Annotated in this window: 20 protein-coding genes; 13 read left to right on the top strand and 7 right to left on the bottom strand. The window is 64.3% G+C overall.

Going from position 1 to position 22,449, the window contains the following annotated elements:
* Nucleotides 1-60: 60 nt before the first annotated feature.
* The 3 genes from AKL29_RS04170 (at nucleotide 61) to AKL29_RS04160 (ending at nucleotide 5,142) form a co-directional block, all read left to right on the top strand.
* Entirely contained in the window at nucleotides 61-1,230 is a 1,170-nt protein-coding gene (locus AKL29_RS04170) for a mandelate racemase/muconate lactonizing enzyme family protein (protein WP_050383231.1), read from the top strand.
* A 183-nt stretch (nucleotides 1,231-1,413) separates the two neighbouring features.
* The gene (locus AKL29_RS04165; protein ID WP_028332655.1) at nucleotides 1,414-2,475 is read left to right on the top strand and encodes a hypothetical protein; all 1,062 of its coding nucleotides are present in this window, start codon (nucleotides 1,414-1,416) and stop codon (nucleotides 2,473-2,475) included.
* 300 nt (nucleotides 2,476-2,775) lie between these two features.
* Nucleotides 2,776-5,142, top strand: coding sequence for a TonB-dependent receptor (locus tag AKL29_RS04160; RefSeq protein ID WP_050383275.1), 2,367 nt, complete (start codon nucleotides 2,776-2,778; stop codon nucleotides 5,140-5,142).
* Nucleotides 5,143-5,306: 164 nt separating this feature from the next.
* On the opposite strand, the gene AKL29_RS04155 is transcribed toward AKL29_RS04160, so the two are convergent.
* Complete coding sequence (locus AKL29_RS04155) at nucleotides 5,307-6,659, bottom strand: malonyl-CoA decarboxylase (protein ID WP_050383230.1); 1,353 nt, start codon at nucleotides 6,657-6,659, stop codon at nucleotides 5,307-5,309.
* A 158-nt stretch (nucleotides 6,660-6,817) separates the two neighbouring features.
* A complete protein-coding gene (locus AKL29_RS04150; RefSeq protein ID WP_050383274.1) occupies nucleotides 6,818-7,618 on the bottom strand; it encodes an AraC family transcriptional regulator in 801 nt (266 codons plus the stop codon).
* Nucleotides 7,619-7,692: 74 nt separating this feature from the next.
* On the opposite strand from AKL29_RS04150, the gene AKL29_RS04145 reads away from it, so the two are divergent.
* The 6 genes from AKL29_RS04145 (at nucleotide 7,693) to AKL29_RS04120 (ending at nucleotide 15,120) form a co-directional block, all read left to right on the top strand.
* Nucleotides 7,693-8,883 carry an MFS transporter gene (locus AKL29_RS04145; protein WP_050383228.1) on the top strand — a complete coding sequence of 397 codons (1,191 nt, stop codon included), beginning with the start codon at nucleotides 7,693-7,695 and terminating at the stop codon, nucleotides 8,881-8,883.
* A gap of 208 nt (nucleotides 8,884-9,091) precedes the next feature.
* Complete coding sequence (locus tag AKL29_RS04140; protein ID WP_028332650.1) at nucleotides 9,092-10,636, top strand: SUMF1/EgtB/PvdO family nonheme iron enzyme; 1,545 nt, start codon at nucleotides 9,092-9,094, stop codon at nucleotides 10,634-10,636.
* Between the two features lie 58 nt (nucleotides 10,637-10,694).
* On the top strand, nucleotides 10,695-11,099 hold the full coding sequence (locus AKL29_RS04135) for a DUF4399 domain-containing protein (protein WP_428841194.1): 405 nt from the start codon (nucleotides 10,695-10,697) through the stop codon (nucleotides 11,097-11,099).
* A 157-nt stretch (nucleotides 11,100-11,256) separates the two neighbouring features.
* Nucleotides 11,257-12,003 (top strand): transporter substrate-binding domain-containing protein, encoded by a 747-nt coding sequence (locus AKL29_RS04130; RefSeq protein ID WP_082190471.1) that lies wholly within the window; start codon nucleotides 11,257-11,259, stop codon nucleotides 12,001-12,003.
* Nucleotides 12,004-12,403: 400 nt separating this feature from the next.
* Complete coding sequence (locus AKL29_RS04125) at nucleotides 12,404-13,222, top strand: formate/nitrite transporter family protein (protein WP_028332647.1); 819 nt, start codon at nucleotides 12,404-12,406, stop codon at nucleotides 13,220-13,222.
* A gap of 161 nt (nucleotides 13,223-13,383) precedes the next feature.
* Nucleotides 13,384-15,120, top strand: a complete 1,737-nt coding sequence (locus AKL29_RS04120; protein ID WP_050383226.1) for a bifunctional protein-serine/threonine kinase/phosphatase — start codon at nucleotides 13,384-13,386, stop codon at nucleotides 15,118-15,120.
* Nucleotides 15,121-15,333: 213 nt separating this feature from the next.
* Here the strand turns inward: AKL29_RS04120 and AKL29_RS04115 are convergent, their stop codons facing one another.
* Together AKL29_RS04115 and AKL29_RS04110 are read right to left on the bottom strand one after the other, a co-directional pair.
* Nucleotides 15,334-16,128 carry a substrate-binding domain-containing protein gene (locus AKL29_RS04115; RefSeq protein ID WP_050383225.1) on the bottom strand — a complete coding sequence of 265 codons (795 nt, stop codon included), beginning with the start codon at nucleotides 16,126-16,128 and terminating at the stop codon, nucleotides 15,334-15,336.
* Between the two features lie 238 nt (nucleotides 16,129-16,366).
* Entirely contained in the window at nucleotides 16,367-17,590 is a 1,224-nt protein-coding gene (locus tag AKL29_RS04110; RefSeq protein WP_152977422.1) for a polyhydroxyalkanoate depolymerase, read from the bottom strand.
* A 173-nt stretch (nucleotides 17,591-17,763) separates the two neighbouring features.
* Here AKL29_RS04110 and AKL29_RS04105 point away from each other — a divergent pair, with 173 nt between their 5' ends.
* The 3 genes from AKL29_RS04105 (at nucleotide 17,764) to AKL29_RS43245 (ending at nucleotide 19,344) form a co-directional block, all read left to right on the top strand.
* Nucleotides 17,764-18,420: a glutathione S-transferase gene (locus AKL29_RS04105; RefSeq protein WP_050383224.1), complete on the top strand. Its 657-nt coding sequence runs from the start codon at nucleotides 17,764-17,766 to the stop codon at nucleotides 18,418-18,420.
* Between the two features lie 321 nt (nucleotides 18,421-18,741).
* Complete coding sequence (locus AKL29_RS04100; RefSeq protein ID WP_021080031.1) at nucleotides 18,742-19,176, top strand: cupin domain-containing protein; 435 nt, start codon at nucleotides 18,742-18,744, stop codon at nucleotides 19,174-19,176.
* A 30-nt stretch (nucleotides 19,177-19,206) separates the two neighbouring features.
* The gene (locus AKL29_RS43245) at nucleotides 19,207-19,344 is read left to right on the top strand and encodes a hypothetical protein (protein ID WP_167350381.1); all 138 of its coding nucleotides are present in this window, start codon (nucleotides 19,207-19,209) and stop codon (nucleotides 19,342-19,344) included.
* Nucleotides 19,345-19,434: 90 nt separating this feature from the next.
* Here AKL29_RS43245 and AKL29_RS04095 read toward each other — a convergent pair whose 3' ends face one another.
* Complete coding sequence (locus tag AKL29_RS04095; protein WP_028332642.1) at nucleotides 19,435-19,659, bottom strand: hypothetical protein; 225 nt, start codon at nucleotides 19,657-19,659, stop codon at nucleotides 19,435-19,437.
* 194 nt (nucleotides 19,660-19,853) lie between these two features.
* Here AKL29_RS04095 and AKL29_RS04090 point away from each other — a divergent pair, with 194 nt between their 5' ends.
* A complete protein-coding gene (locus AKL29_RS04090; protein WP_050383223.1) occupies nucleotides 19,854-20,225 on the top strand; it encodes a hypothetical protein in 372 nt (123 codons plus the stop codon).
* 150 nt (nucleotides 20,226-20,375) lie between these two features.
* On the opposite strand, the gene AKL29_RS04085 is transcribed toward AKL29_RS04090, so the two are convergent.
* Nucleotides 20,376-21,479, bottom strand: coding sequence for a mandelate racemase/muconate lactonizing enzyme family protein (locus tag AKL29_RS04085; RefSeq protein ID WP_050383222.1), 1,104 nt, complete (start codon nucleotides 21,477-21,479; stop codon nucleotides 20,376-20,378).
* 223 nt (nucleotides 21,480-21,702) lie between these two features.
* Nucleotides 21,703-22,449: ABC transporter substrate-binding protein (locus tag AKL29_RS44390; protein ID WP_244481748.1), on the bottom strand; the 747-nt coding region annotated here is incomplete at its 5' end.

The following is a 22,449-nucleotide window of genomic DNA, read 5'->3' as shown; positions in this document are numbered from 1 at the left end:
GCTTCGTCGCTTCGCTCCTCGCAATGACGATGAGAGGACGCCTAACTTAGAAAGCCCCCCATGTCCGTCCGTATCGTCGACGTCCGCGAGGTGACCAAGCCGATCTCCTCGCCGATCCGCAACGCCTATATCGACTTCACCAAGATGACCTCGAGCCTGGTGGCCGTGGTCACCGACGTGGTGCGCGACGGCAAGCGGGTGGTCGGCTACGGCTTCAATTCCAACGGCCGTTACGGGCAGGGCGGTCTGATCCGCGAGCGCTTTGCGCCGCGCCTGCTGGAAGCCGATCCGAAATCGCTGCTCGATGCCGATGGCGGCAATCTCGATCCGGACAAGGTCTGGTCGACGCTGATGTCGAACGAGAAACCGGGCGGCCATGGCGAGCGCTCGGTCGCGGTTGGCACCATCGACATGGCGGTGTGGGACGCGGTGGCGAAGATCGCGGGCAAGCCGCTGTTCCGGCTGCTCGCCGAGCGCCACGGCCGCACCGCCAATCCGCGCGTGTTCGTCTACGCCGCCGGCGGCTATTACTATCCTGGCAAGGACCTCGGCGCGCTGCGCAAGGAGATGCGCGGCTATCTCGATCGCGGCTACAACGTCGTGAAGATGAAGATCGGCGGAGCGCCGCTCGGCGAGGACCGCGAGCGCATCGAGGCGGTGCTGAAGGAGATCGGCAGCGAGGCGCAGCTTGCGGTCGACGCCAACGGCCGCTTCGATCTGGAGACCGCGATCGCCTACGCCAAGATGCTGCGCGAGTACCCGCTGTTCTGGTACGAGGAGGCCGGCGACCCGCTCGACTACGCGCTGCAGGCCGCGCTGGCCGAGTTCTATCCCGGCCCGATGGCGACCGGCGAGAACCTGTTCAGCCACCAGGATGCACGCAACCTGATCCGCTACGGCGGCATGCGGCCGGACCGCGACTGGCTGCAATTCGATTGCGCGCTGTCCTACGGGCTCTGCGAGTATCAGCGCACGCTCGAGGTGCTGAAGACCCACGGCTGGTCGCCGAGCCGCTGCATCCCGCATGGCGGCCACCAGATGTCGCTGAACATCGCGGCCGGCCTCGGCCTCGGCGGCAACGAGAGCTACCCCGACCTGTTCCAGCCCTATGGCGGCTTCCCGGACGGCGTGCTCGTCGAGGGTGGCCACATCGTGATGCCCGACCTTCCGGGCATCGGCTTCGAGGGCAAATCCGATCTCTACAAGGAGATGAAGGCGCTGGCGGACTAAGTCCGGCCCGCGACTGGCGATCCGCCGGGCGCGGGGTGGCCTGAGTTCGTTCGCAAAAATTCGTGAGCGGCGCTCAAGAAATTATTGAACGTTGCTCATTTCCGGATACACTCATGAGGACAGGGCGTCTTTCTCCCGGATGATCAGGGGGTAGGCGCGAAAACCGGCCGTGAGGATAGCTGCATGCCATATTCAGCCAAGGATCTCCGGGACGCCGCAAATGCCGGGGTGATCAGCCCGGCCGATCTGGAACGGTTGCTCGCTTTCCTGGCGAGCAGCGCCGGGCAGGGTCCGGCGGGCGATGCAAGTCCCGCCGCCAAATTCGATGCCGCGCATGTGCTCTGGTACGCTGGCGCGCTCATCGTGATCGGTGCCATGGGCTTGTTCTCGACCCTGGCCTTCACCCAGATGGGCGGTCGCGCGCTGACGGCCTGCGCGATCGCCTATGCGGTCGGGTTCAGCGTGGCGGGTCACCACCTCTGGCACGACAAGAATCTGCGGGTTCCCGGCGGCCTGCTGATCGCGATCGCGGTCTCGATGGCGCCGCTCGCGGTCTACGGAATCCAGGACGAGCTTGGCTGGTGGGGCAAGTTCGGCAAGCCGGGAACCGTGCAGGACTTCTACGTCTGGGTGAAGGGCAGCTGGATCTTCATGGAGATCGCGACCGTCGCCGCCGGCGTCGTGGCGTTGCGCTACTACCGCTTCGCTTTCATCGTCGCGATCATCTCGGTCGCGCTGTGGTTCATGTCGATGGACCTGGCGCCGTGGTTCAGCGGCATGGCTCACGCAGATTTCGAGATGCGCCGCAGGGTGTCGATCTGGTTCGGACTCGCCGTGCTCGCGGTGGCCTGGATCGTGGACTATCGCAGCCGCAACGGCGACTTTGCGTTCTGGCTGCATTTGTTCGGCCTGATGGCGTTCTGGGGCGGAATTAGCGCGTCCGAAGGTTCAACCGAATTGAGCAAGGCAGTGTACTGCCTGCTCAATGTCGGCCTGATCGTGATCGCCGTGATCTTGATGCGGCGCGCCTATGCGGTGTTCGGCGCGTTCGGCATCTGCCTCTATCTCGGCCATCTCGCCGACGTCGTCTTCAAGGACTCGCTGTGGTTTCCGTTCTCGCTGTCGCTGATCGGGATTGCCGTGATCGCCGCAGGCCTGCTCTACCATCGCAACCAGCGTGCGATCACCGGCTGGATCGACGCGCATCTGCCGGCGGGGTTGCGGCCGCGGTCTGCAACCGCATGACCGCGACGTCCTGATCGTTTTAGAACCGCTACAATCTGGAATCGCTACAAGAAGTGCGGCGCGCAAGCGCCGCTCTTCTTTTCCAGGCGCAAATCCGGAAGCCAACAGAAACCATTCGCATCCTTGACTTTTCCAACCCTGCGCTCGCCGCGAGGTGTATCCGCGTCCATTCGTCGCGATTTTATTCCGTCGTCACGCAAAAATTTTCTCAGCTCCGACGTCTGGACGCACAGCGCCTCACCTCACTAGAGGACGGCGCATCGCCTTCAGCGAAGGCGAGAGTTGCTTGGGGACGACGTCATGACATCAAGATCAAAAGCCAATCGTCGCACTGTCTCGCGCGCGAAGCTTGCGCTGCTCACGGCGAGCTATCTCGCGCTGAGCGTTCCGCTCGCAACATCTGCCGCACAGGCGCAATCGGCGCCGCCGCAGGCCGGCGCCTCGTCGCTGCCGCCGGTGACAGTCACCCCGCCGGCCACGCAACGCCGCCGCAGCGCGCCGTCGACATCGCGTAACACCGCCGCAGCACGAGGCCGCCGCACCCAGACGGCACGGCGGATCGCGCCGGTGGCAAAACCCTTCGCGGAATCGCAGGACGCCCGCACCGGCACGTCAGGCTATTTCGCCAACAGCACGTCGGTGGCGACCAGGACCAACACCGCAATCGTCAACATCCCGCAATCGCTCAACGTGATCACGCGGGAGCTGATCCGCGACCAGAACTATCAGGGCCTCACCGACGTCACCCGCTATGTCCCCGGCGTTGCCGTGCATCAGGGCGAGGGCAATCGCGACGAGCTCGTGATCCGCGGCGTCGATTCCAGCGCCAACTTCTTCGTCAACGGCTTTCGCGACGACGTGCAGTATTTCCGCGACATGTACAACGCCCAGAGCATCGAGGTGCTGAAGGGGCCGAGCGCGCTGACCTTCGGCCGCGGCGCCGGCGGCGGCCTGCTCAACCGCACGCTGAAGGAAGCCGACGGCAACCGCGTCTACGAGGCGACGGCGCAAACCGGCTCATGGGGCGATCGCCGCGTCAGCCTCGACGCCGGGCAGGCGATCAACGACAACGTCGCAGCGCGGCTCAACGTGTTCTACGAGGGAGCCGACGCCTTCCGCGATTTCAACCATCTCGAGCGCTACGGCATCAATCCGACGGTAACGCTGAAGCCCGACGACAACACCAAAATCAAACTGAGCTACGAGTACTTTCACGACGAGCGTACCGCCGACCGCGGCAATCCCTCGCAGGGTCTGCCGGGTGGCGCGACCCGCTTCAACCCGACCACGCCGTTCGCGCCGAACGGCGACTTCTCGACCTTCTTCGGCAGCCCAAGCCTGAACACCGCGCAGGCGACGGTGCAGACCGGCATGGCGATCATCGAGCACGATTTCGAGAACGGGCTGACGGTGCGCAACGGCACCTTCGCCGCCGACTACCAGAAATTCTATCAGAACGTCTATCCGACCGGCGGCCCGCTCGCGGGCGCGGTCAATCCTGCTGACACGGCGGTCAATCTCGGCGCCTACCAGCACACGACGAACCGCGACAACGTCTTCAACCAGACCGATTTCACCTACAAGACCTGGACCGGGCCGCTGTTCCACACGGTCGGCTTCGGCGCCGAGTTCGGCCGGCAGACCGGCGTCGACATCCGCAACACCGGCGTATTCCCGAACGGCACCAACACCATCGTGCAGAACCCGTTCGCGCCGACCTATTTCGGTCCGGTGACGTTCCTTCACCACTTCACCGGCACCAATACCGACGGCGTCACCACGCCCGATTCGAACAGCCGCTACGCGCTGAACATCCAGTCCGGCTATCTCAGGGACACCATCGAGATTTCGCGCGCCGTGCAGATCATCGCCGGCGCGCGGTTCGATCGCTACGACATGTCGGCCACCGACATGAACACCAGCATCAATCGCAATCGCGTCGACAATCTGGTCTCGCCGCAGGGCGCCCTGATCATCAAGCCGATCGATTCGATGTCGGTCTATACCGCCTACAGCGTCTCCTTCCTGCCGGCCTCGGGCGACCAGTTCAGCGCGCTGAACGACGGCACGCTGATCCTGCAGCCGCAGCGCTTCGAGAATGTCGAGCTCGGCATGAAGTGGAACATCAACCCGAAGCTGTTGTTCTCGACCGCGGTGTACAATCTGAACCGCACCAACCAGCCGATCGCCGACGGCAACAATCCCGGCTTCTTCTTCCCCTCCGGCAGCACGCTCACGCGAGGCGTCGAGGCGAGCCTGACCGGCTATGTCACCGCGCAATGGCAATCGTCGCTGGCCTATGCCTACACCGACGCGAAGATCACCGGCGCGACCTCGGCGACCGTCGTGCCCGGCAACCGCGTCCAGCTGGTGCCGTACAATCAGTTTGCCTGGTGGAACAAGTATCAGTTCACGCCGATGTGGGCCGCCGCGCTCGGCGTGATCTATTTCGGCGATTCCTTCGCCTCGTCCGACGACACGGTGCGGCTGCCGAGCTTCGTGCGCTTCGATGCGGCGATCTATGCCAAGATCGACGAGACCTGGAGCGCCCAGCTCAACGTCGAGAACATTTTCGACAAGGGCTATTGGGCGTCGGCTGACGGCAACAACAATATCTCGCCGGGACAGGGCCGGACGGTAAGGCTGATGGCGCGGGCGAGGTTCTAGGCGGCGAGAGCGTCGACGACGTGCGGTCATTGCGAGGAGCGAAGCGACGAAGCAATCCATTTCTCCGCATGTGTGGAGAGATGGATTGCTTCGCGGAGCCGTCATCCGGCGGCGCTTTGCGCCGGCCGGGTGGCTCGCAATGACCGGGATGGAGTTCGGCTTGCCTAGCCCAGCCGCATATCCAGCAGCCGCCGGCCTTCGCCCTTCAGCAGCTTCTTCACCGCGCTCGAGGCGATTACCTCGCCATTGTTGGCGTAGGCCTCGTGGTTCTTCTCGATGTCGTCGAGGCGGTAGAGGTAGTTGACCATGATGCCGGCGGATTCGCGCAGGCCCTTGGGCGAGAGATCGCCGAGCCAGTTGATCCGCTCCAAGCGTGCGCCGTTGCCGAGATGGAAGCGCGCGACCGAATCGATCAGCCGTCCCTTCGGGGTGCGCGCCTTCAGGAAATAGTAGGCGGCAAGCGGCTCCAGCACGGCGCGCAGCTGGGTCGCGAGCTCGGCGTTCTCGAACCAGTCGGGCTTGCCGAGGCTTTCCAGCAGCTGGCGGTCCTCCTCGGTGAGCGGCACGTCGTCGGCCTGCTTGACCCACTGCATGAAGCCCGGCACCGGCGACAGCGTCACGAAGTTGTCGAGCTTCGGCAATTCGCGGCGCAGCTCCTCGACCACCTGCTTGATCAGGAAGCTGCCGAACGAGATGCCGCCAAGGCCGCGCTGGGTGTTGGAGATCGAATAGAACACCGCGGTGCGGGCGCGCTCGACCGGGACCGGCTCGCGCTCTTCCGCAAGCAGCGGCGCGATCGCGCCCGGGATGGTTTCCGTGAGCGCGACCTCGACGAAGATCAGCGGCTCGTCGGCCAGCGCCGGATGGAAGAACGCGTAGCAGCGGCGATCGATCGGATCGATGCGGCGACGCAGATCGTCCCAATCGCGGATCTCGTGCACGGCCTCATAACGGATGATCTTCTCCAGAATATTGGCCGGCGACGACCAGTCTATCCTGCGCAGCACGAGGAATCCCCTGTTGAACCAGGACGAGAGCAGATGCACCACGTCGCGATCGAGCGCGGCGAGGTCCTTGTTGCCCTTCATCAATGAAAGCAGATCCGACCGGATCGACACCAGCTCGCCGGTGCCGCCCGGCGCGCGATTGAGCCGGCGGATCAATTCCTGGCGGCGCGGCTCGGAGGCGAAATGCAGGTCGCTGGCGTCGTCGCCATTGGCTTTGGCGCGCCAGCTTTCGATCGCCTGCGCAAGCTTGGCGTGATCGGGGCCGAAATCGCGGGCCAGCGTCTGGAAGAACGACAGCCGCCCGGCGGCATCGAGATGGTGGTAGCGGTCGAGCACTTCGCGCGCCATCGCGGTGCCGGAGGCCTCGCCGCGGCCCGACAGCAGCGCCTCGCACAATTCCAGCAGTTCGGACGCATCCTGCTTGTCGTCGGCCGGGCTGGCGCGGCCGAGCAGGACGCGGCCGCGTTCGGAAATCGTCGAGAGCAGGTCTGAGAAGAAGGCATTGGCCATGAGCAGGTCGTATCCAGCAGGTCGTATCAAGTGAAGCCGGACCTTACACGGGATTTAAGGTCCGGAGCACTGCAATCAAGCGCAGGGATCGTACGGAAATATGTCGCAGCGCGACAGCGGTATAATTCGTCATCGCTGCGCCCGGTGACAAACCCCGTTCACGTTTTCTCCGCGAACGCGGTCGGTGTCTTGCCGGTAACCTGGCGGAACGCGTGGGAAAATGCCGGCACGCTGGCATAGCCGAGGTCGGAGGCGACCTGCTTGACCGAAACATTCGCGCTGCTCGACAGGCGCTCGATCGCCGCCGCGATGCGGGCGCGCTGGCACCAGCTCTTGAACGAGAGCTGGGTCTCCGCCGAGAACAGCCGCGACAGCGTCCGCGCCGAGGTGCCGACGGTGCGCGCCAGCGCATCGATATCATGGTCCTTGGTCGGATCGGCCAGCACGATGTCGGCGGCGCGCCGGCAGCGCGGCTCCTGCGGCAGCGGGATGAAGGTCGCGGAGTCCTCGGCCTGGTGCAGCTCAAGCATCACGAGGCGGATCAACAGATCGGTGCGCTCGCGTCCGCATGAGGCGTCGAACAGCGCGAGGATCGCCTGGTGCACCAGCGGCGACACCCGCACCACGAATTCGTGGTCGAGGCTGTCGCTGCGCTTTTCGCGCGCGAGCCAGGCCTGGTCGAAATACAGCGTGCGCATCTCGATGTCGGCGAGCACGTCGATCGCGTGCGGGAGCAGGGCAGGGACCCACACGGCGCGGTCCGGCGGCACCAGCCAGCGGCCCTTCGGCGTCGTCACCTGCATGGTGCCGCTGGCGGCATAGACCAGCTGTGCCTCGCGGTGCATGTGCGGATCGAGCCGGACGCCCTTGCGATAGCTGCGCGCCACCAGATGCACGCCGTCCCCGGTGACGCGCCGGTCCTGGTGGAGGGCTCTTATTGGCGGCTCAGCGATAGTCATTGGCGACATCCCGTCAGGACAAGCACCTATAACCTATTTTCGAGCAATTGAAGAATCGCGTGAGAGACGTGCCGATGAACAGTCCTAGCAACAGTCCAAGCCGGGTGATCACCTTCGTCAACGCCGCCCATTTCATCGATCACTACGCGATGCTGATTTTCGCCGCCGCCGTCATTATCATGGGCCCGGCGCTCGGCATGGCCTATTCGGAACTCCTGCCCTATGCGACCCCGGGCTTCATCGCCTTCGGCGCCGGCTCGCTGATCACGGGCTGGCTCGGCGACCGCTGGAGCCGCCGCCACATGATGGTGATCTTCTTCGTCGGCATCGGCCTGTCGATGATCTCGGTCGGCTTCGTGCAGACGCCGCTGCAGCTCGGCGCCGCGCTGCTGGCGATCGGCATCTTCGCCTCGATCTATCATCCGGTCGGTACCGCGATGATCGTGTCCTATGCCGAGAAGCTCGGCGCCCAGATGGGGATCAACGGCGTCTGGGGCAATCTCGGGGTCGCCTCGTCGGCACTGGTCACCGGCGTGATCGGCCAGTATCTCGGCTGGCGCTGGGCGTTCATCGTCCCCGGCACGGTCACCGTGCTGATCGGCATCGCCTTTGCGATGACGGTGGTGCATGAGGACCGCAAGGGTTCCAGGCAGGCCGCGGCGCAGGTGCGCGTCGCCAAGGAGGACATGTGGCGGGTGGTGCTGTCGCTCCTGATCGTGGTGATCGCGATCTCCACCACCTTCAACGCGGTGACGGTGGCGCTGCCGAAGCTGTTCGCCGAACGGCTCGCGGACCTGACCAAGAGCCCGGCGCTGCTCGGGGTGATCGCGGCCGGGGTCTATGTGTTCGGCGCGATGACGCAGTACACCATCGGCAAGCTGCTCGACAGATATTCGCTGAAGACGGTGGCGCTGCCGCTGTCGTTCCTACTGGCGCCGTTCCTTTATCTGGCGGCGAGCCTGTCCAACCTGCCGCTGATCGTGGTCTCGATCGGCATCGTGATGGGCGCGTTCGGCCAGGTCACGGTGAACGATGCCATGGTCGGCAAGTACACCACCGAGGAATGGCGCTCGCGCGCCTATGCAGTGCGCTATTTCGTCGGCTTCACTGCGGCCGGCGCTTCCGTCGGCCTGGTCGCCTGGCTGTACGACCAGGGCGGCTTCTCGATGATGCTGCGCGCGTTCGCGGCACTCTGCCTGCTGGCGATCGCGGCCGCGATCATCCTGCCGCGCGAGATCCGCACCCCGGCCACGCAGGCGGGCTGATACGGGACGTTTGCGCCGTCTGCCGTCGAGGCGATGCGCGCGCCGACCCGCGGTGCGCCGCTCGGGCACCGCCGGCAAACCGTGACCTGGTCACGGTTCGTCAACTTTGTTCCAACTCGAAGGTGTGGTAAGGTCCAAGTGGGCCTCGGGGACGACGGCGCCGGTTGCGCCTCGAGCACGCAATTTTCTTTGGAGCAGCCGGAGCGCCATGGGAGAAATTCGCGACTTCAAGTCAGGCCGGTCACAGCCCGACAATACACAGCCTCCCGGCGATTCAATGCCGCGGCGCCTCGCGGCGATCGTAGCGGGCGATATCGCCGGCTACAGCCGGTTGATGCAGCTCGATGAGGAAGGCACGCATACGCGCGTCAAGCGGACCCTGCGCGATCTGATCGAGCCCACGATTGCCGAGCACCACGGCAAGCTGGTCAAGACCACCGGCGACGGCTTTATCGCGATGTTCGACAGTCCGGTCGAGGCCGTCCGTTGCAGCATCGTGATCCAGCAGAACATGATCGGCCGCAACGCGGCGATCGCGAGAGATCAGTGGATCGAGTACCGGATCGGGGTCAACCTCGGCGACGTCATCATCGAGCCCGACGATATCTATGGCGACGGCGTCAACGTGGCCTCGCGCCTGGAAGGAATCGCGGCGCCGGGTGACGTCTTTATCTCCGGCGGCATCTACGAGCAGATCAAGCACAAGATGGTCTGCGGATACGAATCGCTCGGCGACCGCAAGGTCAAGAACATCACCGATCCGGTCCGGGTTTATCGCGTGCTGCCGGATGCAGCCGCGTACCAACGGACGCGCAGGCGCCGTGAGTCCATCCTGCTCACGCTGCTCGGACTGGCGATCGCGATCATCGCGGGGGGCGTGCTGTGGTATCTGCTCGCGCAACCGCGCGGCAAGCCGGCCGACGTGGCACAGGCGCCTCCGTCACCGACGGCATCGCCTGCCGTCCAGCCGCCGGCACCAAGCCCGGCTCCGACCCAAACCGCAAGTCCAACCCCGGCGGCACCGACGCAGCAAGCGTCGCCTCAACCCGCGCCCTCGGCGAGCCCCACCCCGGATCTGCCGGAGCCCGAACTGGTCTCGCTTCAAGCTGGCAGCTTCTCGATGGGAAGCAATGACGATCCTTCGGAGCGGCCGATCCGCCGGGTGACGGTCAGGCCCTTTGCCATGGGCAAATATCCGGTCACGGTCCGCGAATGGAACGCCTGCGCGGCGGCCAAGGCCTGTGGCTTCACGGCCAGCGGCAAGGACGACGTTCCGGTCACCAATGTGAGCTGGAGCGATGCGAAGCAATATGTGACTTGGCTCGCCGAGCGCACCAAGAAGCCCTACCGGCTGCCGAGCGAAGCCGAGTGGGAATATGCGGCGCGCGGCGGAACGCAATCGAAGTACTGGTGGGGCGACCAGATGCAATCGGGCCACGCCGGATGCAAGGATTGCGGCGGCGGCAGTTCGGCCGAGCAGCCGGTCAAGGTCGGCAGCTACAAGCCGAATCCGTTCGGCCTCTACGACATGGGCGGCGGGGTCGATCAATGGGTCGAGGATTGCTGGCACAGGAATTACCAGGGCGCGCCGACCGACGGTGCGGTCTGGTCCGGCGGCGACTGCGCCTCCCATGTCATCCGCTCCGGCTCGTGGAAGAATGACGCACGCTATGTGCGTCCGGCCAATCGCGATAATTACGACACCAATGTCCGTTATCCGACCCACGGTTTCCGGGTCGCACTGTCTCCCTGAGCGGTCATCCCTGATCGCCAGGCTTCATGGAGGGGCTATGAAAAGTGCAGGCTTGATCATGCTCGCCGCGGCGCTGACGCTGTTCGTGGCTCCGGCCGACGCGCAGAACAAGCCGGCCGGCAAGGACACCAAGCTGTATTTCATCTGGCCACGCGACGGCGCTAAGCTAAAAAGCCCGTTCTGGTGCCGCTTTGGGCTGCGCAACATGGGCGTCACCCATGCCGGCGACGACTACCCGAACAGCGGCCATCACCATCTTCTGATCGACGTGAATGAGCCGTTGAACCCGAATGAGCCGATTCCGTCGGACAAGTCTCATCTGCACTTCGGTGCGGGCCAGACCGAGACGCAGCTCGATCTGGCGCCCGGCAAGCATACCTTGCAGTTGGTGCTTGGCGACGCCAAGCACTATCCATTCAGCCCGCCGGTCGTCTCCGAAAAAATCACCATCCGGGTCAGATAGGCCGATACGGATGGCTCCCTTGCGAGAACCGGCGCTTGCGCAAGGCTGCGTCGTGCGGTTTGTTGCGCGCCTGCCGGACAGCAAGATTCGGCATGGAGGAAGTCTGATGTCGTCTCGACTGCTGCGTCTGGCCGGCCTCGTCCTGGGAGTGATTGTCATGGCCACATCAGCGGATGCCGACGCCTTGAAGGATCAGATCGCGCCGACCGGAAAGCTCCGGGTCGCGATCGCCATCAGCCCGGCCGGCGGCGCGTTCTGGTCGACCAAGACCGAGAACGGCTATGCGGGCGTTCCCGTCGATCTCGGCCGCGAGATGGCGGCGCAACTCGGCATCCCGGTCGAATATGTCGTGCATCAGAATTCCGGCCAGATCACCGACGCGGCGGCCAGGAACACCTGGGACATCACCTTCCTGCCCAAGGATCCCGAGCGCGAGACCAGGATGACGTTCGGGCCGATCTACGAGGTTGCCGACGCCACCTATATCGTCAAACCCGGCTCGACGATCACGAATTTCGCCACGCTCGACCAGGACGGCGTCAAGGTGGCTGCCGTCAATGCCACCACGACGATGCGCGGCGCGATCGCCCATCTCAAGCACGCCAAGGTCACGGGCTATCAGACCTATGACGAGATCTTCAATCTGCTGAAGAGCGGCGAGATCGACGCGTTCGCATTGTCGCGCGATCAGCTCAACGCGATGGCGAAGAAGATCCCGGGCACGCGCGTGCTGGACGAGACCTTCAAGCAGACCGTCACCGCGGTCGCGGTGCCGCTCAACCATCCGCTCGCCGCGGCCTTCGCCACCAGGTTCATGACGGAGGCGATCGCCAACGGTACGCTGCGCAAGGCCTATGACGCTAACGGCCTGAAGGACACGCCAGTCCGCACCGAGGTGAAGTAGCGGCGCATCGGCAGGCTGACACGCGGTCGCGCCGGGCCCGCGGCCGGGCTCCGCATTTTTCGTGGGCGACATCTGTGCAGGCTGCATAAATCCGCGCCATCGCGCCGGCCGGTTCCTCTGTAGATCAGCTAAGTCATTGCATTAACGGCAATTTCGGGCCCGGCGCCGGCGGCTCCGGTTGGCATATGCATTGCTTTTGGTTGGATCAGTCAATGACGACTGCCGTCCTCCGGATTGCCGAGGCCAATGCTGGCCGCGGCGAGGGGATCAAGGCGCCCGGCCCGGGCGTCTCGAGCAATCGTTGAACCCCCCATCTCCCGGACGAACGAGCATTTCAACCAACCCGCGTCGCTTCCGGCAGGCAACCGGCGCGGCCGAATTGCGCAAGGGGATTTTACGAATGGCCTATCTCGCTCCGTCCGAATTCGTCACCAAGATGGTGGATGCCGGCGAATCCAAGATCTTCATGTCGACCCGCGACACCGTGATCCGCGCCTACATGGCCGGTGCGATCCTCGCGCTGGCCGCCTGGTTCGCCGTGACGATCAATGTCAACACCGGGCAGCCGATCATCGGCGCGTTGCTGTTTCCGGTCGGTTTCGTCATGCTCTATCTGCTGGGCTTCGATCTGCTGACCGGCGTGTTCGTCCTTTCGCCGCTGGCGCTGCTCGACAAGCGTCCCGGCGTCACGCTCGGCGGCGTGCTGCGCAACTGGGCTCTCGTCTTCATCGGCAATTTCGGAGGCGCGCTCACCGTGGCGTTCATGATGGCCTTTGTCACGACATTCGGCTTCACGCAGGAGCCCGACAAAGTCGGCATGACCATCGGCAATATTGGCGAGGGCCGGACGCTGGGCTACGCGGCGCATGGCGCGGCGGGCATGGCCACGCTGTTCATCCGCGGCATGCTGTGCAACTGGATGGTTTCGACCGGCGTCGTCGGCGCGATGATCTCCACGACGGTGCCCGGCAAGGTGATCGCGATGTGGATGCCGATCCTGGTGTTCTTCTACATGGTGTTCGAGCATTCGGTGGTGAACATGTTCCTGTTCCCGTCGGGACTGATGCTGCATGCGAAGTTCTCGATCATGGACTACCTGATCTGGAACGAGATCCCGACCGTGCTCGGCAACCTCGCCGGCGGCCTCGCCTTCACCGGTCTCACGCTCTACACCACGCATGTGAAGACGGCGCCGAAGCGCCAGCGCCTCGCGGCTTGATCGTGGCCGGCTGGAGCATGATCCGGAAAAGTGTGAAGCGGCTTTCCGAGAAGATCATGCTCAGACAAGAAGCCAAAGCGCGATGACGATTCAACATAATCTCGTCGCGCTTTGGTTGGGCTCTCCTGTCCCGGAGGGGCCCATTCGCTTTGGGACGGTCGATGCCGCGCGCGCTGAAAATATCGGTCGGGCAATTCTCTGATCAGGGCCGCAAGGACACCAATCAGGACTTCCACGGCGCCTTGATCCCCGACGAGCCGCTGCTCGGCCTGAAGGGCATCGCGGTGGTGCTTGCCGACGGCATCTCCTCGAGCAGCGTCGGCCGCATCGCCGCCGAATCCGCGGTCAAGAGCTTCCTGACCGACTACTACTGCACCTCGGAATCCTGGTCGGTGAAGACCTCGGCGCAGCGGGTGCTGGAGGCGACCAATTCGTGGCTGCACGCGCAGACAAGGCGCAGCCAGAATCCCTACGACAAGGACAAGGGTTACGTCTGCACGCTGAGCGCCCTGGTCGTCCGGTCGACCACGGCGCATCTGTTCCACGTCGGCGACTCCAGGATCTATCGCGTCGCCGGCAACAGCCTCGAACAACTGACCAACGACCACCGCGTCGTGATCTCCTCGCAGCAGAGCTATCTTGGCCGCGCGCTCGGCGTGAACCCGCAGCTCGAGATCGACTACCAGGCGCTCCCGCTGGAGCGCGGTGATATCTTCCTGCTGGTGACCGACGGAATCTACGAGCATGTCCCGGCGCGGCAGCTCGCGAAGACGATCAAAGACGGTGCCGCGTCTCTCGATGCTGCGGCGAAATCGATCGTCGAGCAGGCCTATGAGAACGGCAGCCCGGACAATCTCACCGTGCAGATCGTCCGGATCGACGAATTGCCTGACGGCGATGCCAGCGAGGTGTTCGGCCAGCCGACCGAGCTGCCGCTGCCGCCGCTGCTCGATGCAAGAATGCTATTCGACGGCTATCGTATCGTGCGCGAGTTGCACGCATCGCACCGCAGCCACATCTATCTCGCGGTCGACGAGGACAGCGCCACCACAGTCACGATCAAAATCCCCTCGATCGACCTGCGCGACGATCCAGCCTATCTGAAGCGTTTCATGATGGAAGAATGGGTCGCCCGGCGGATCGACAGCCCGCATGTGCTGAAGCCGTGGCTGCCGCAGCGCAAGCGCAATTTCCTTTATGTCGCGATGGAATATATCGATGGCCAGACCCTGACGCAGTGGATCACGGACAATCCAGCGCCGGCGCTGGAGACGGTACGCGGTATCACCGAGCAAATCGCAAAAGGGCTGCGCGCCTTCCACCGCAAGGAGATGCTGCACCAGGACGTCAGGCCCGACAACATCATGATCGACAGGACCGGCACGGTGAAGATCATCGATTTCGGCTCGACGCGGATCGCTGGCGTCGCCGCGGGGGCGCCGGCGGGTGTCGAGGACATCCTGGGCACCCAGCAATACACCGCGCCGGAATATTTCCTCGGCGAGGGTGGCACCGCGCGCTCCGACCTGTTCTCGCTCGGTGTCGTCACCTACCAGATGCTGACGGGACGCTTGCCCTATGGCGCGCAGATCGCGCGGGCCCGGACACGATCCGACTTCAACCGGCTGGTCTATCGTTCGGCCGCGCATGGCGGGCGCGAGATCCCGGGCTGGGTCGACGGCGCGCTGGAGCGCGCCGTGCATGCCAACCCGCTCAAGCGCTATGAGAGCTTTTCGGAGTTCCTGTTCGACCTGCGCAATCCCAACGCAAAATATCTGACGACGTCATCGACCCCGCTGATCGAGCGCAACCCGGTGCTGTTCTGGAAGTCGACCACGCTGCTGCTGGCGCTGGTCGTGGTGCTGCTGCTCGCCTACGGCGCGCATCACTTGCGGTAGCGGCGCCAAATCCGCCAGCCTATCCCCGTCATCCCCGCGCAAAGGCTTCGCCTTTGTCGCTGGAGGCGCGAGCCTTGCGGCGCACTTGCGCCGCTGGGCGAGCCTCGAAGGATGAATCGGCCACTGGCGGGGCCGTGCATCCTTCGAGACGGCCGCGTTGCGGCCTCCTCAGCGCGTCCTGACTTACAAGGATGACGGGTTAGAGGGCCGACTTCAGTGCGTCCCACCCGCCGCAATCGGATCGAGGCCGCTCTTCACCAGCGCGTCGTGCGCATCCGGCGAGGCGAGGAAGCTGATCAGCGCCTTGCCGGCCTCACGCTCCTTTGCAACCGTCGCGATCCCGGCGGAAAACACCGTTATCTTCTGCAACGGCTCCGGCAGCGGTCCGACGATGTCGATGCCGGCAACCGGCTTCAGCTCGGATATCTGCTGCAGGCCGATCTCGGCCTCGCCCTTGGCAACGATCTCGCCGACCGGGGTCGCCGGGATCATCCGCGCCTTGTCTTTCATCTGATCGGCGATGCCGAGCTTTGCGAACATCTCGGTCGAGACATAGACGCCGCTGGCGCTGTCGGAATAGGCGACCGATTTCGCCGCCAGCAGCGCTTGCTTGACGGTGTCGGCCGAACCGATGTCCGGCCTCGGTGCGCCTGATTTCACCGCGATGCCGATCGGCGACTTCACGAGGTCGACGCGGCTGTCGGGCACCACTTTGCCCTGCTTGATGAGATCGCCGAGCGCATAGCCGACCATGATCAGCACGTCGGCCGGCTCGCCGCGCTCCAGCCGCACCGGAATGGCGTTGGTCGTGGTGCCCATCGACGGCCCGAAGGCGGTCACCACCTTGTGCCCGGTCTTGCGTTCGAACTCCGGCACCAGCGCCTTATAGGCCGCCGTCAGCCCGCCCGAGATCATGACATGGACTTCGGCGGCGGATACGGCTGAGGTGAAGGCGAGGGCGCCGATCACGGCAAGCGTGAGGGCACGGAAGGCGGCAGGCGCGCGCATGGAGTTTCTCCCTGGACGATTCTTCGGAAGCGGGTCGTCGTGGCCGGGGAGACTACTGCGCGAAGGCAGGCATGGCTAGCCGCAGCGTCTTTGCGAGGCGTGCAACGATGCAGATGGAGCATTGTCGGGAGGCGAGATTTCGTAGCCCGGATGAAGCGGAGCGAAATCCGGGAGCGGCTTCTCCGCGGAAACACTCTCCCGGATTGCGCTTCGCTTCATCCAGGCTAAGGGGAATCGGTCACGAATTCACATGCACGAAATCGCGCAGCAGCGGGTAGATCTCGTTGTTCCAGCGCTTGCCGGAAAACACGCCGTAGTGGCCGACGCCGGCCTGCATGTGATGCACCTTGCGATAGGTGCGGACCCCGGTGCAGAGGTCTTGCGCGGCGAGCGTCTGGCCGATCGAGCAGATGTCGTCCTTCTCGCCTTCCACCGTCATCAACCCCATGCGCCGGATTGCCGCCGGATTCACCGGGCGGCCGCGATGCATCAGCATGCCCTGCGGCAACAGATGCTCCTGGAACACGTCGCGCACCGTCTCGATGTAGAACTCCGCCGGGAGGTCCATGACCGCGAAGTATTCGTCATAAAAGGTCTTGATCACCGCGGCCTTGGCGGTCTCGCCCCTGGCGAGATGATCGGCGAGATCGATATGCTGCTTGATGTGGCGTTCCAGGTTCATCGATACGAACGCCGTGAGCTGCACGAAGCCGGGATAGACCTGGCGCAACGCGCCCTTGCACTGCATCGGCACGTAGTTGATCAGATTGTCCTCGAACCATTTGATCGGCTTGCTCTTGGCGAATTCGTTCACCTTGGTCGGCTGGATCCTTGTGTCGATCGGCCCGGCCATCAGGGTGAGCGAGGCCGGCCGCGCCGGATGATTGTCTTCCGACATGATCGCGGCGGCGGCCAGCGCCGACACCGAAGGCTGGCAGATCGCCACCATGTGCGCGCGCGGGCCGAGCTGGCCGAGGAAGTCGATCAGATGGTCGGTGTAGTCCTCGAGCCCGAAGCGGCCCTTGCTGCGCGGGATGTCGCGCGGATTGTGCCAGTCGGTGATGTAGACGTCGTGGTCCTGCAGCAGCGTCTTCACGGTGCCGCGCAGTAGCGTGGCAAAATGCCCGGACATCGGCGCCACCAAGAGCAGCCGCGGCTGCTCCGGGCCGTCGACCTTCCTGAAATGCAGCAGCGAGCCGAACGGCGTGGAATAGGCGACCTCCTCGGTCACCTCTAACTCCCTGTTGCCGACGGTCACGCTGCCGATGCCGTAGTCGGGGCGGGCATAGCTCAGGCTGGAGCGCGAGATCAGTTCGAGCGCGGCCGCGAGCCGGCCGAACGTCCGGTCGGACGCGCCGCGCGGCACCAGATTGAGATAGCGCAACGCCGCTGCGGCGCCGGTCCGCCACGGCGCCGTGAGGTCCATGTGGTTCTGATAGGCCTGGTACAGCATTGACATCATACGCATCCACCCGTGGCCCGGCTTGCCATGCAATATCGACGCCAGAGGCGGGCCGGCCGCCCGGCAAATTGGCACGTGGCTTGCTGCAAAAGCTGATGGCTCCGGGTGCGCGGCGGCTGAACCGGCGCGCGAAGTCCGGGAGCTGAGGACGCGTTCAGGCGTGAGGGACAGATATGGCGAAAGCGACACTCACCATCAGCAGCAAGAATTACTCCTCCTGGTCGCTGCGCGGCTGGCTGCTGGCGAAATTCGCCGGGCTCGAGTTCGAGGAGGTGGTCACCGCGCCCGACGACCCGTCGGCCCGCGCCGAGCTGCTGCTGCTGTCGTCCTCGATCCTGGTGCCCTGCCTGCGCCACGACGGTGCGACGGTCTGGGATACGCTCGCGATCGGCGAGTATCTCAACGAGATCATGCCGCATGCCGGGCTGTTGCCGGAAGACCGGATCCAGCGCGCGCATTGCCGTTCGATCTCCGGCGAAATCCATTCCGGCTTCACCACGCTGCGCTCTTCGCTGCCGGTCAATCTCAAGGGCCATTTCCCCGGCTTCAAGATCTGGTCGCGGGCGCAGGCCGACATCGACCGCGTCTGCACCATCTGGCGCGATTGCCTCGCCGCATCGGGCGGGCCATTCCTGTTCGGCGAGCGCCGCACCATGGCGGATGCGATGTATGCGCCGGTCGTGACCCGCTTCATGACCTATGACGTCAAGCTCGAGCCCGCGCTTGCGGTGTATGGCAGCACCATCATGACGATGCCCGAGATGCAGGAATGGATCGAGGCCGCGAAGGCGGAGCCGGCCGACGTCGAGGAGCTCGAGGTCGAATATTAGGCAACGCCCGGCCCGGCCTGCCTGCATCGGCGGCTCAAGCACGAGGCAAACCTTGCTCAATGGGCGTGCCGTCGGCGTCGGGCACCGGCCATGCGCGACGGACGCGCGCGACAGCCACTGAGGCGCAAATTCGTGCCTCGCTCCAAATGCTTCCGCGGCGATGTCAGCGCATGGCGAGACGGTTCGCCGCGGCCCAACCCGGCTGGCAAGGATTTCGCATGGCAATGACCGAGCTGTGACCGCGACGATGCGACGCTGCCGAAAATTTGGACGCCGAGCCGCGCCGCGATCTCGCGAACACGAGAACCGTGGAGGCTTGAAATGAACCAGCACGCCGTCGTCAGCAAATTCTCCCACGTCAAACCCGGTGACACCGAGTTCAAGGGCGGAGGTCTGCGCGACTTCTTCCTGTATCGCGATCTCGGCATCGCCGATGCCACCGGCGGGCAGGTAATCTGCCATCTGGTCAAGGCCAATCCCGACATGCCGCCGGAGCAGGGCACCGGCTGGCACAAGCATCTGTGCGATTTTCAGATCGTCATCATGACCAAGGGCTGGGCGCGCTTCATGTACGAGGACAAGGAGACGCTGGTCGAGGCCGGCGACGTTATCCATCAGCGTCCCGGCATCACCCACTACCTGTTCGATTACTCGAAGGACATGGAATACCTTGAGATCGTCAGCCCCGCCGATTTCAAGACCGTGGACGTGCCGCCGGCGACCGAAACGGTGCCGCCGATCACGCCGTGGAAATGATCGCCAGGAGGACAGAGAGGAGGGATCGCAATGTCGTCTGCGGAGGAGTTAACCTTTGTTATCGGCCGCTGGCTGCGGCCGATCGTCATGCTTCTGTATGTGGTGCGCAGCCTCGGGCTGATGACCACATCTAGCCGTGAACAACGCGGTACGCTGATCGATCAGTGATTCGGACGCGGTTCGTTTCACCCGCGTTCCAAATCTTAAGACACGGTGCGCGCGCGTCGCGTTTTGAAACAGCGCGCGCCGATGCCGGCCTCAGGCCATGCCCGCCTGCTTCTCGCGCGGCATCCGCCAGGCGATGACATTGGCTTCCAGCGCGCCGCCCGTCGTGTCGTTGCGCCACTGGCCGTTGACGAAGCGGCAGGCGAACGGCAGCTGATACGTTCCGCTATGATCCTCACAAAGTACTTCCACGCGCTGTTCCGGCGCAGGTTCGCCATTGCCATCGAATTGCGCCAACCGTTTTTCGCGCGTTGCCATGCGATCTGTCTCCACTGCCCAAGGTCGAGCCAAAAGGGATCGAACCAAACAAGTTCCGAAGGCCCCCGTCCCCACGAGTAGTCCCGTAATGGGTGAAGCACACCGCTTGAATGCGGTTTCAGTGTGGTATGTCTGCCTTGCTTTCAGCGTCGCAAGCACAAAACTGTGAATGACGCATTTGCCTGGAGACGCCGATGACCGCTCGTTTTGTTCTCGCCCTGCTGGCGCCGCTTGCACTCGGCGTCGTCGGAGTCGCGCATGCGCAGGACGTTCCCGGCATCGAGATCTGCACCGTCGAGAAAACCATGGAGCGGCGCACCAGCTGTCTGCAGAGCAATGTCGACTTCCTGCAGAAGACGATCAACAAGCTCACATCGGATCATCAGCAGAAGCTCGATGCCGCCAACCGGCAGATCGTGAGCTTGCAGAGTTCGGTCGCGAACTTGCAGAAGCTCGTCACCGATCTGCAAACAGCGCAGGTCAAGCTGACCGAGGACCTGAAGAGGAAAGCCGACGCGCCGCCGGCGAAGGATGCCGCGCCCGCCGCGAAGGACGGGACGAAGTAGCCCGCAGCCGTCATTGCGAGCCAACGGGTCGCGCGACCGCGCGCCCGATGACAGGCTCAGCGAAGCAATCTATCTCTCAGCTTGCCGAGATGTGGATTGCTTCGTCGCTTCGCGGGTTCCTCGCAATGACGCGTAGGAAGGACGCTCGACTCACGCCACCCGATACTGCTCCATCACGTCGCGATCCGGCTCGTAGCCGAGGCCGGGGCCCTGCGGCACGGCGACATGGCCGTTGGGGTCGACGTCGATGCGATCGCCCCACAGACAGGCGGGACGCTTCATGAAGAACACCTCGATCAGCCCCGCGTCGCGGATCGCCATCAGATGCAGCGTGGCGAGGAAGCCCGGCCCGAAATAGGGCGAGTGCGGAATCACCTGGACGCCGAACTCGTCGGCGAGGACGGCCACCCTCAGGAATTCGGTGATGCCGCCGACCTTGATCACGGAGGGCTGCGCGTGACTGACCGCGCCCGCGGTCATCATCTGGCGGAATTGATGCACGGTGCAGGCGTTCTCGCCGGCCGCGATATCGAGCCGGCCTTCTCTGCGCACCTCGGCGAGCGTCGCAAAATCCTCCGGCGGCCAGACCGGCTCCTCCAGGAACAGCGGCGCGGCCTGCTTGCAGTCGCGCGCGAACTGGATCGCCGCGGGCCCGTCCAGCGGGCAGTTCATGTCGACCATCAGCGGCACGCCAGGGCCGATCGCCTCGCGCGCGGCGGCGACCGCAGGCACGGTGGTCTCGTGCAGCTTGATCGCGGAATAGCCCAGCTTGATCGCCTTCTTGCATTCGGCGGCGATGTGCGCCGGATTGCCGATCCGCATCAGGCTCGCATAGGCCGGGATCGCACTCCGCTTCGCGCCGCCGATCAATTGATGCAGCGGCACGCCCTTCACCTTGCCGGCGAGATCCCACAGCGCGATGTCGAGCGCCGAGATCGCGAACATCGTGATGCCGTAGCGGCCGAACAGATGCAGGTTGCGCTGGATCTGCTCCATCGCGGCGGGGATGCTGGCGGCGTCGGGCACCTCGAGGCCGCGAGCCTGCGGCGCGATCATCTCGGCTACCGCCGTGCAGCTCGTCATGGGGCAGACATAGGCGAAGGCGTCGCCCCAGCCGGTGAGGCCGGCATCGGTCGAAACCTCGACCAGCACCATGTCGAGCGCCGAGATCGCGGAAGCTCCCTGGCGGAAGCTCGCGGGCCCGGCGTCATAGGGAATGCGGATATGGTGGGCGCGGACGTCGGTGATTTTCATTGTTGTTGTCCTTCCGATCGCAGGATGTGCCTGGAGCTCGTGGTGGCCGGACACGTGAGCCTGAAGAACGGCGTCGCTTCGGCTGGTCTGGGTTCCGGCCATCGCAAGTCCGGTTTGTAACGAGTCTTGCTCGCGACAAGTCTTGCTCGTGAATCGTGTCGAAGGCGTGGATGCCCGGCGCACGGCCGGGCATCACGAACCGCGAAGTTGTGGAGGAAAGCCCTCAACTGCTCTTCTCGCCGCTCATGATGGGGCCGAACCGCTCCCAGCTCTCGCCCTTGAAGCGCATCATCTGCAGCTGCTCGATCGGCGCATAGTCGTCCGGCCCGGTCTTGATCTTGGTGCCGGGCAGATAGATGCCGATCTCGATGTTGAGGCTGGCCGCCTGCTTCATCAGATTCTCGCGGGTAAGATTGTCGCCGCACTGCCGCAGCACCTGCTCGAGCCCCTTGGCGACACCATAGCCGAATACGGTCGCGGCGTCGTCGAGGTCGCCTTCGGGATACCACTTGGTCATGAAGGCGCGCCACTCGGTCATCGCCGGATCGTTCTTCCACTCGGTATCCTTGGGGTCCTTGAGATACGCCGTGGACAGCACGCCCTGGCTCGCTTCATAGCCGGCCGGCTTCATCACGCCGCCGATCGAGCCGGAGACGTTGGTCAGGAACTGCACCGGATGCCAGTCGAGCTCGGCGGCTTTCTTGATCGCCTGCGCCGCGAATTTCGGCGTTGCAATGTTGACGAAGATGTCGGGATTGGCGCCCTTGATCTGCACGATCTGCGAGTCCACCGTCGGTGACGAAGTCTCGTAGGAGGATTCGACGACGATCAGCTTCTTGGCCTGGTCGCCGAGCCCGTCGTGCAGGCCGATCAGATAGTCCTTGCCGAAATCGTCGTTCTGATAGAGCACGCCGATGGTCTTGCCCGGATAGTTCTGCAGAATGTACTTGGCATAGATGCGCGCTTCGAC

The sequence above is a fragment of the Bradyrhizobium pachyrhizi genome (assembly GCF_001189245.1).
GTDB lineage: Bacteria > Pseudomonadota > Alphaproteobacteria > Rhizobiales > Xanthobacteraceae > Bradyrhizobium > Bradyrhizobium pachyrhizi.
The sequence above is the reverse complement of the archived record's forward strand: the minus strand, read 5'-3'. Positions and strand labels throughout refer to the sequence as shown.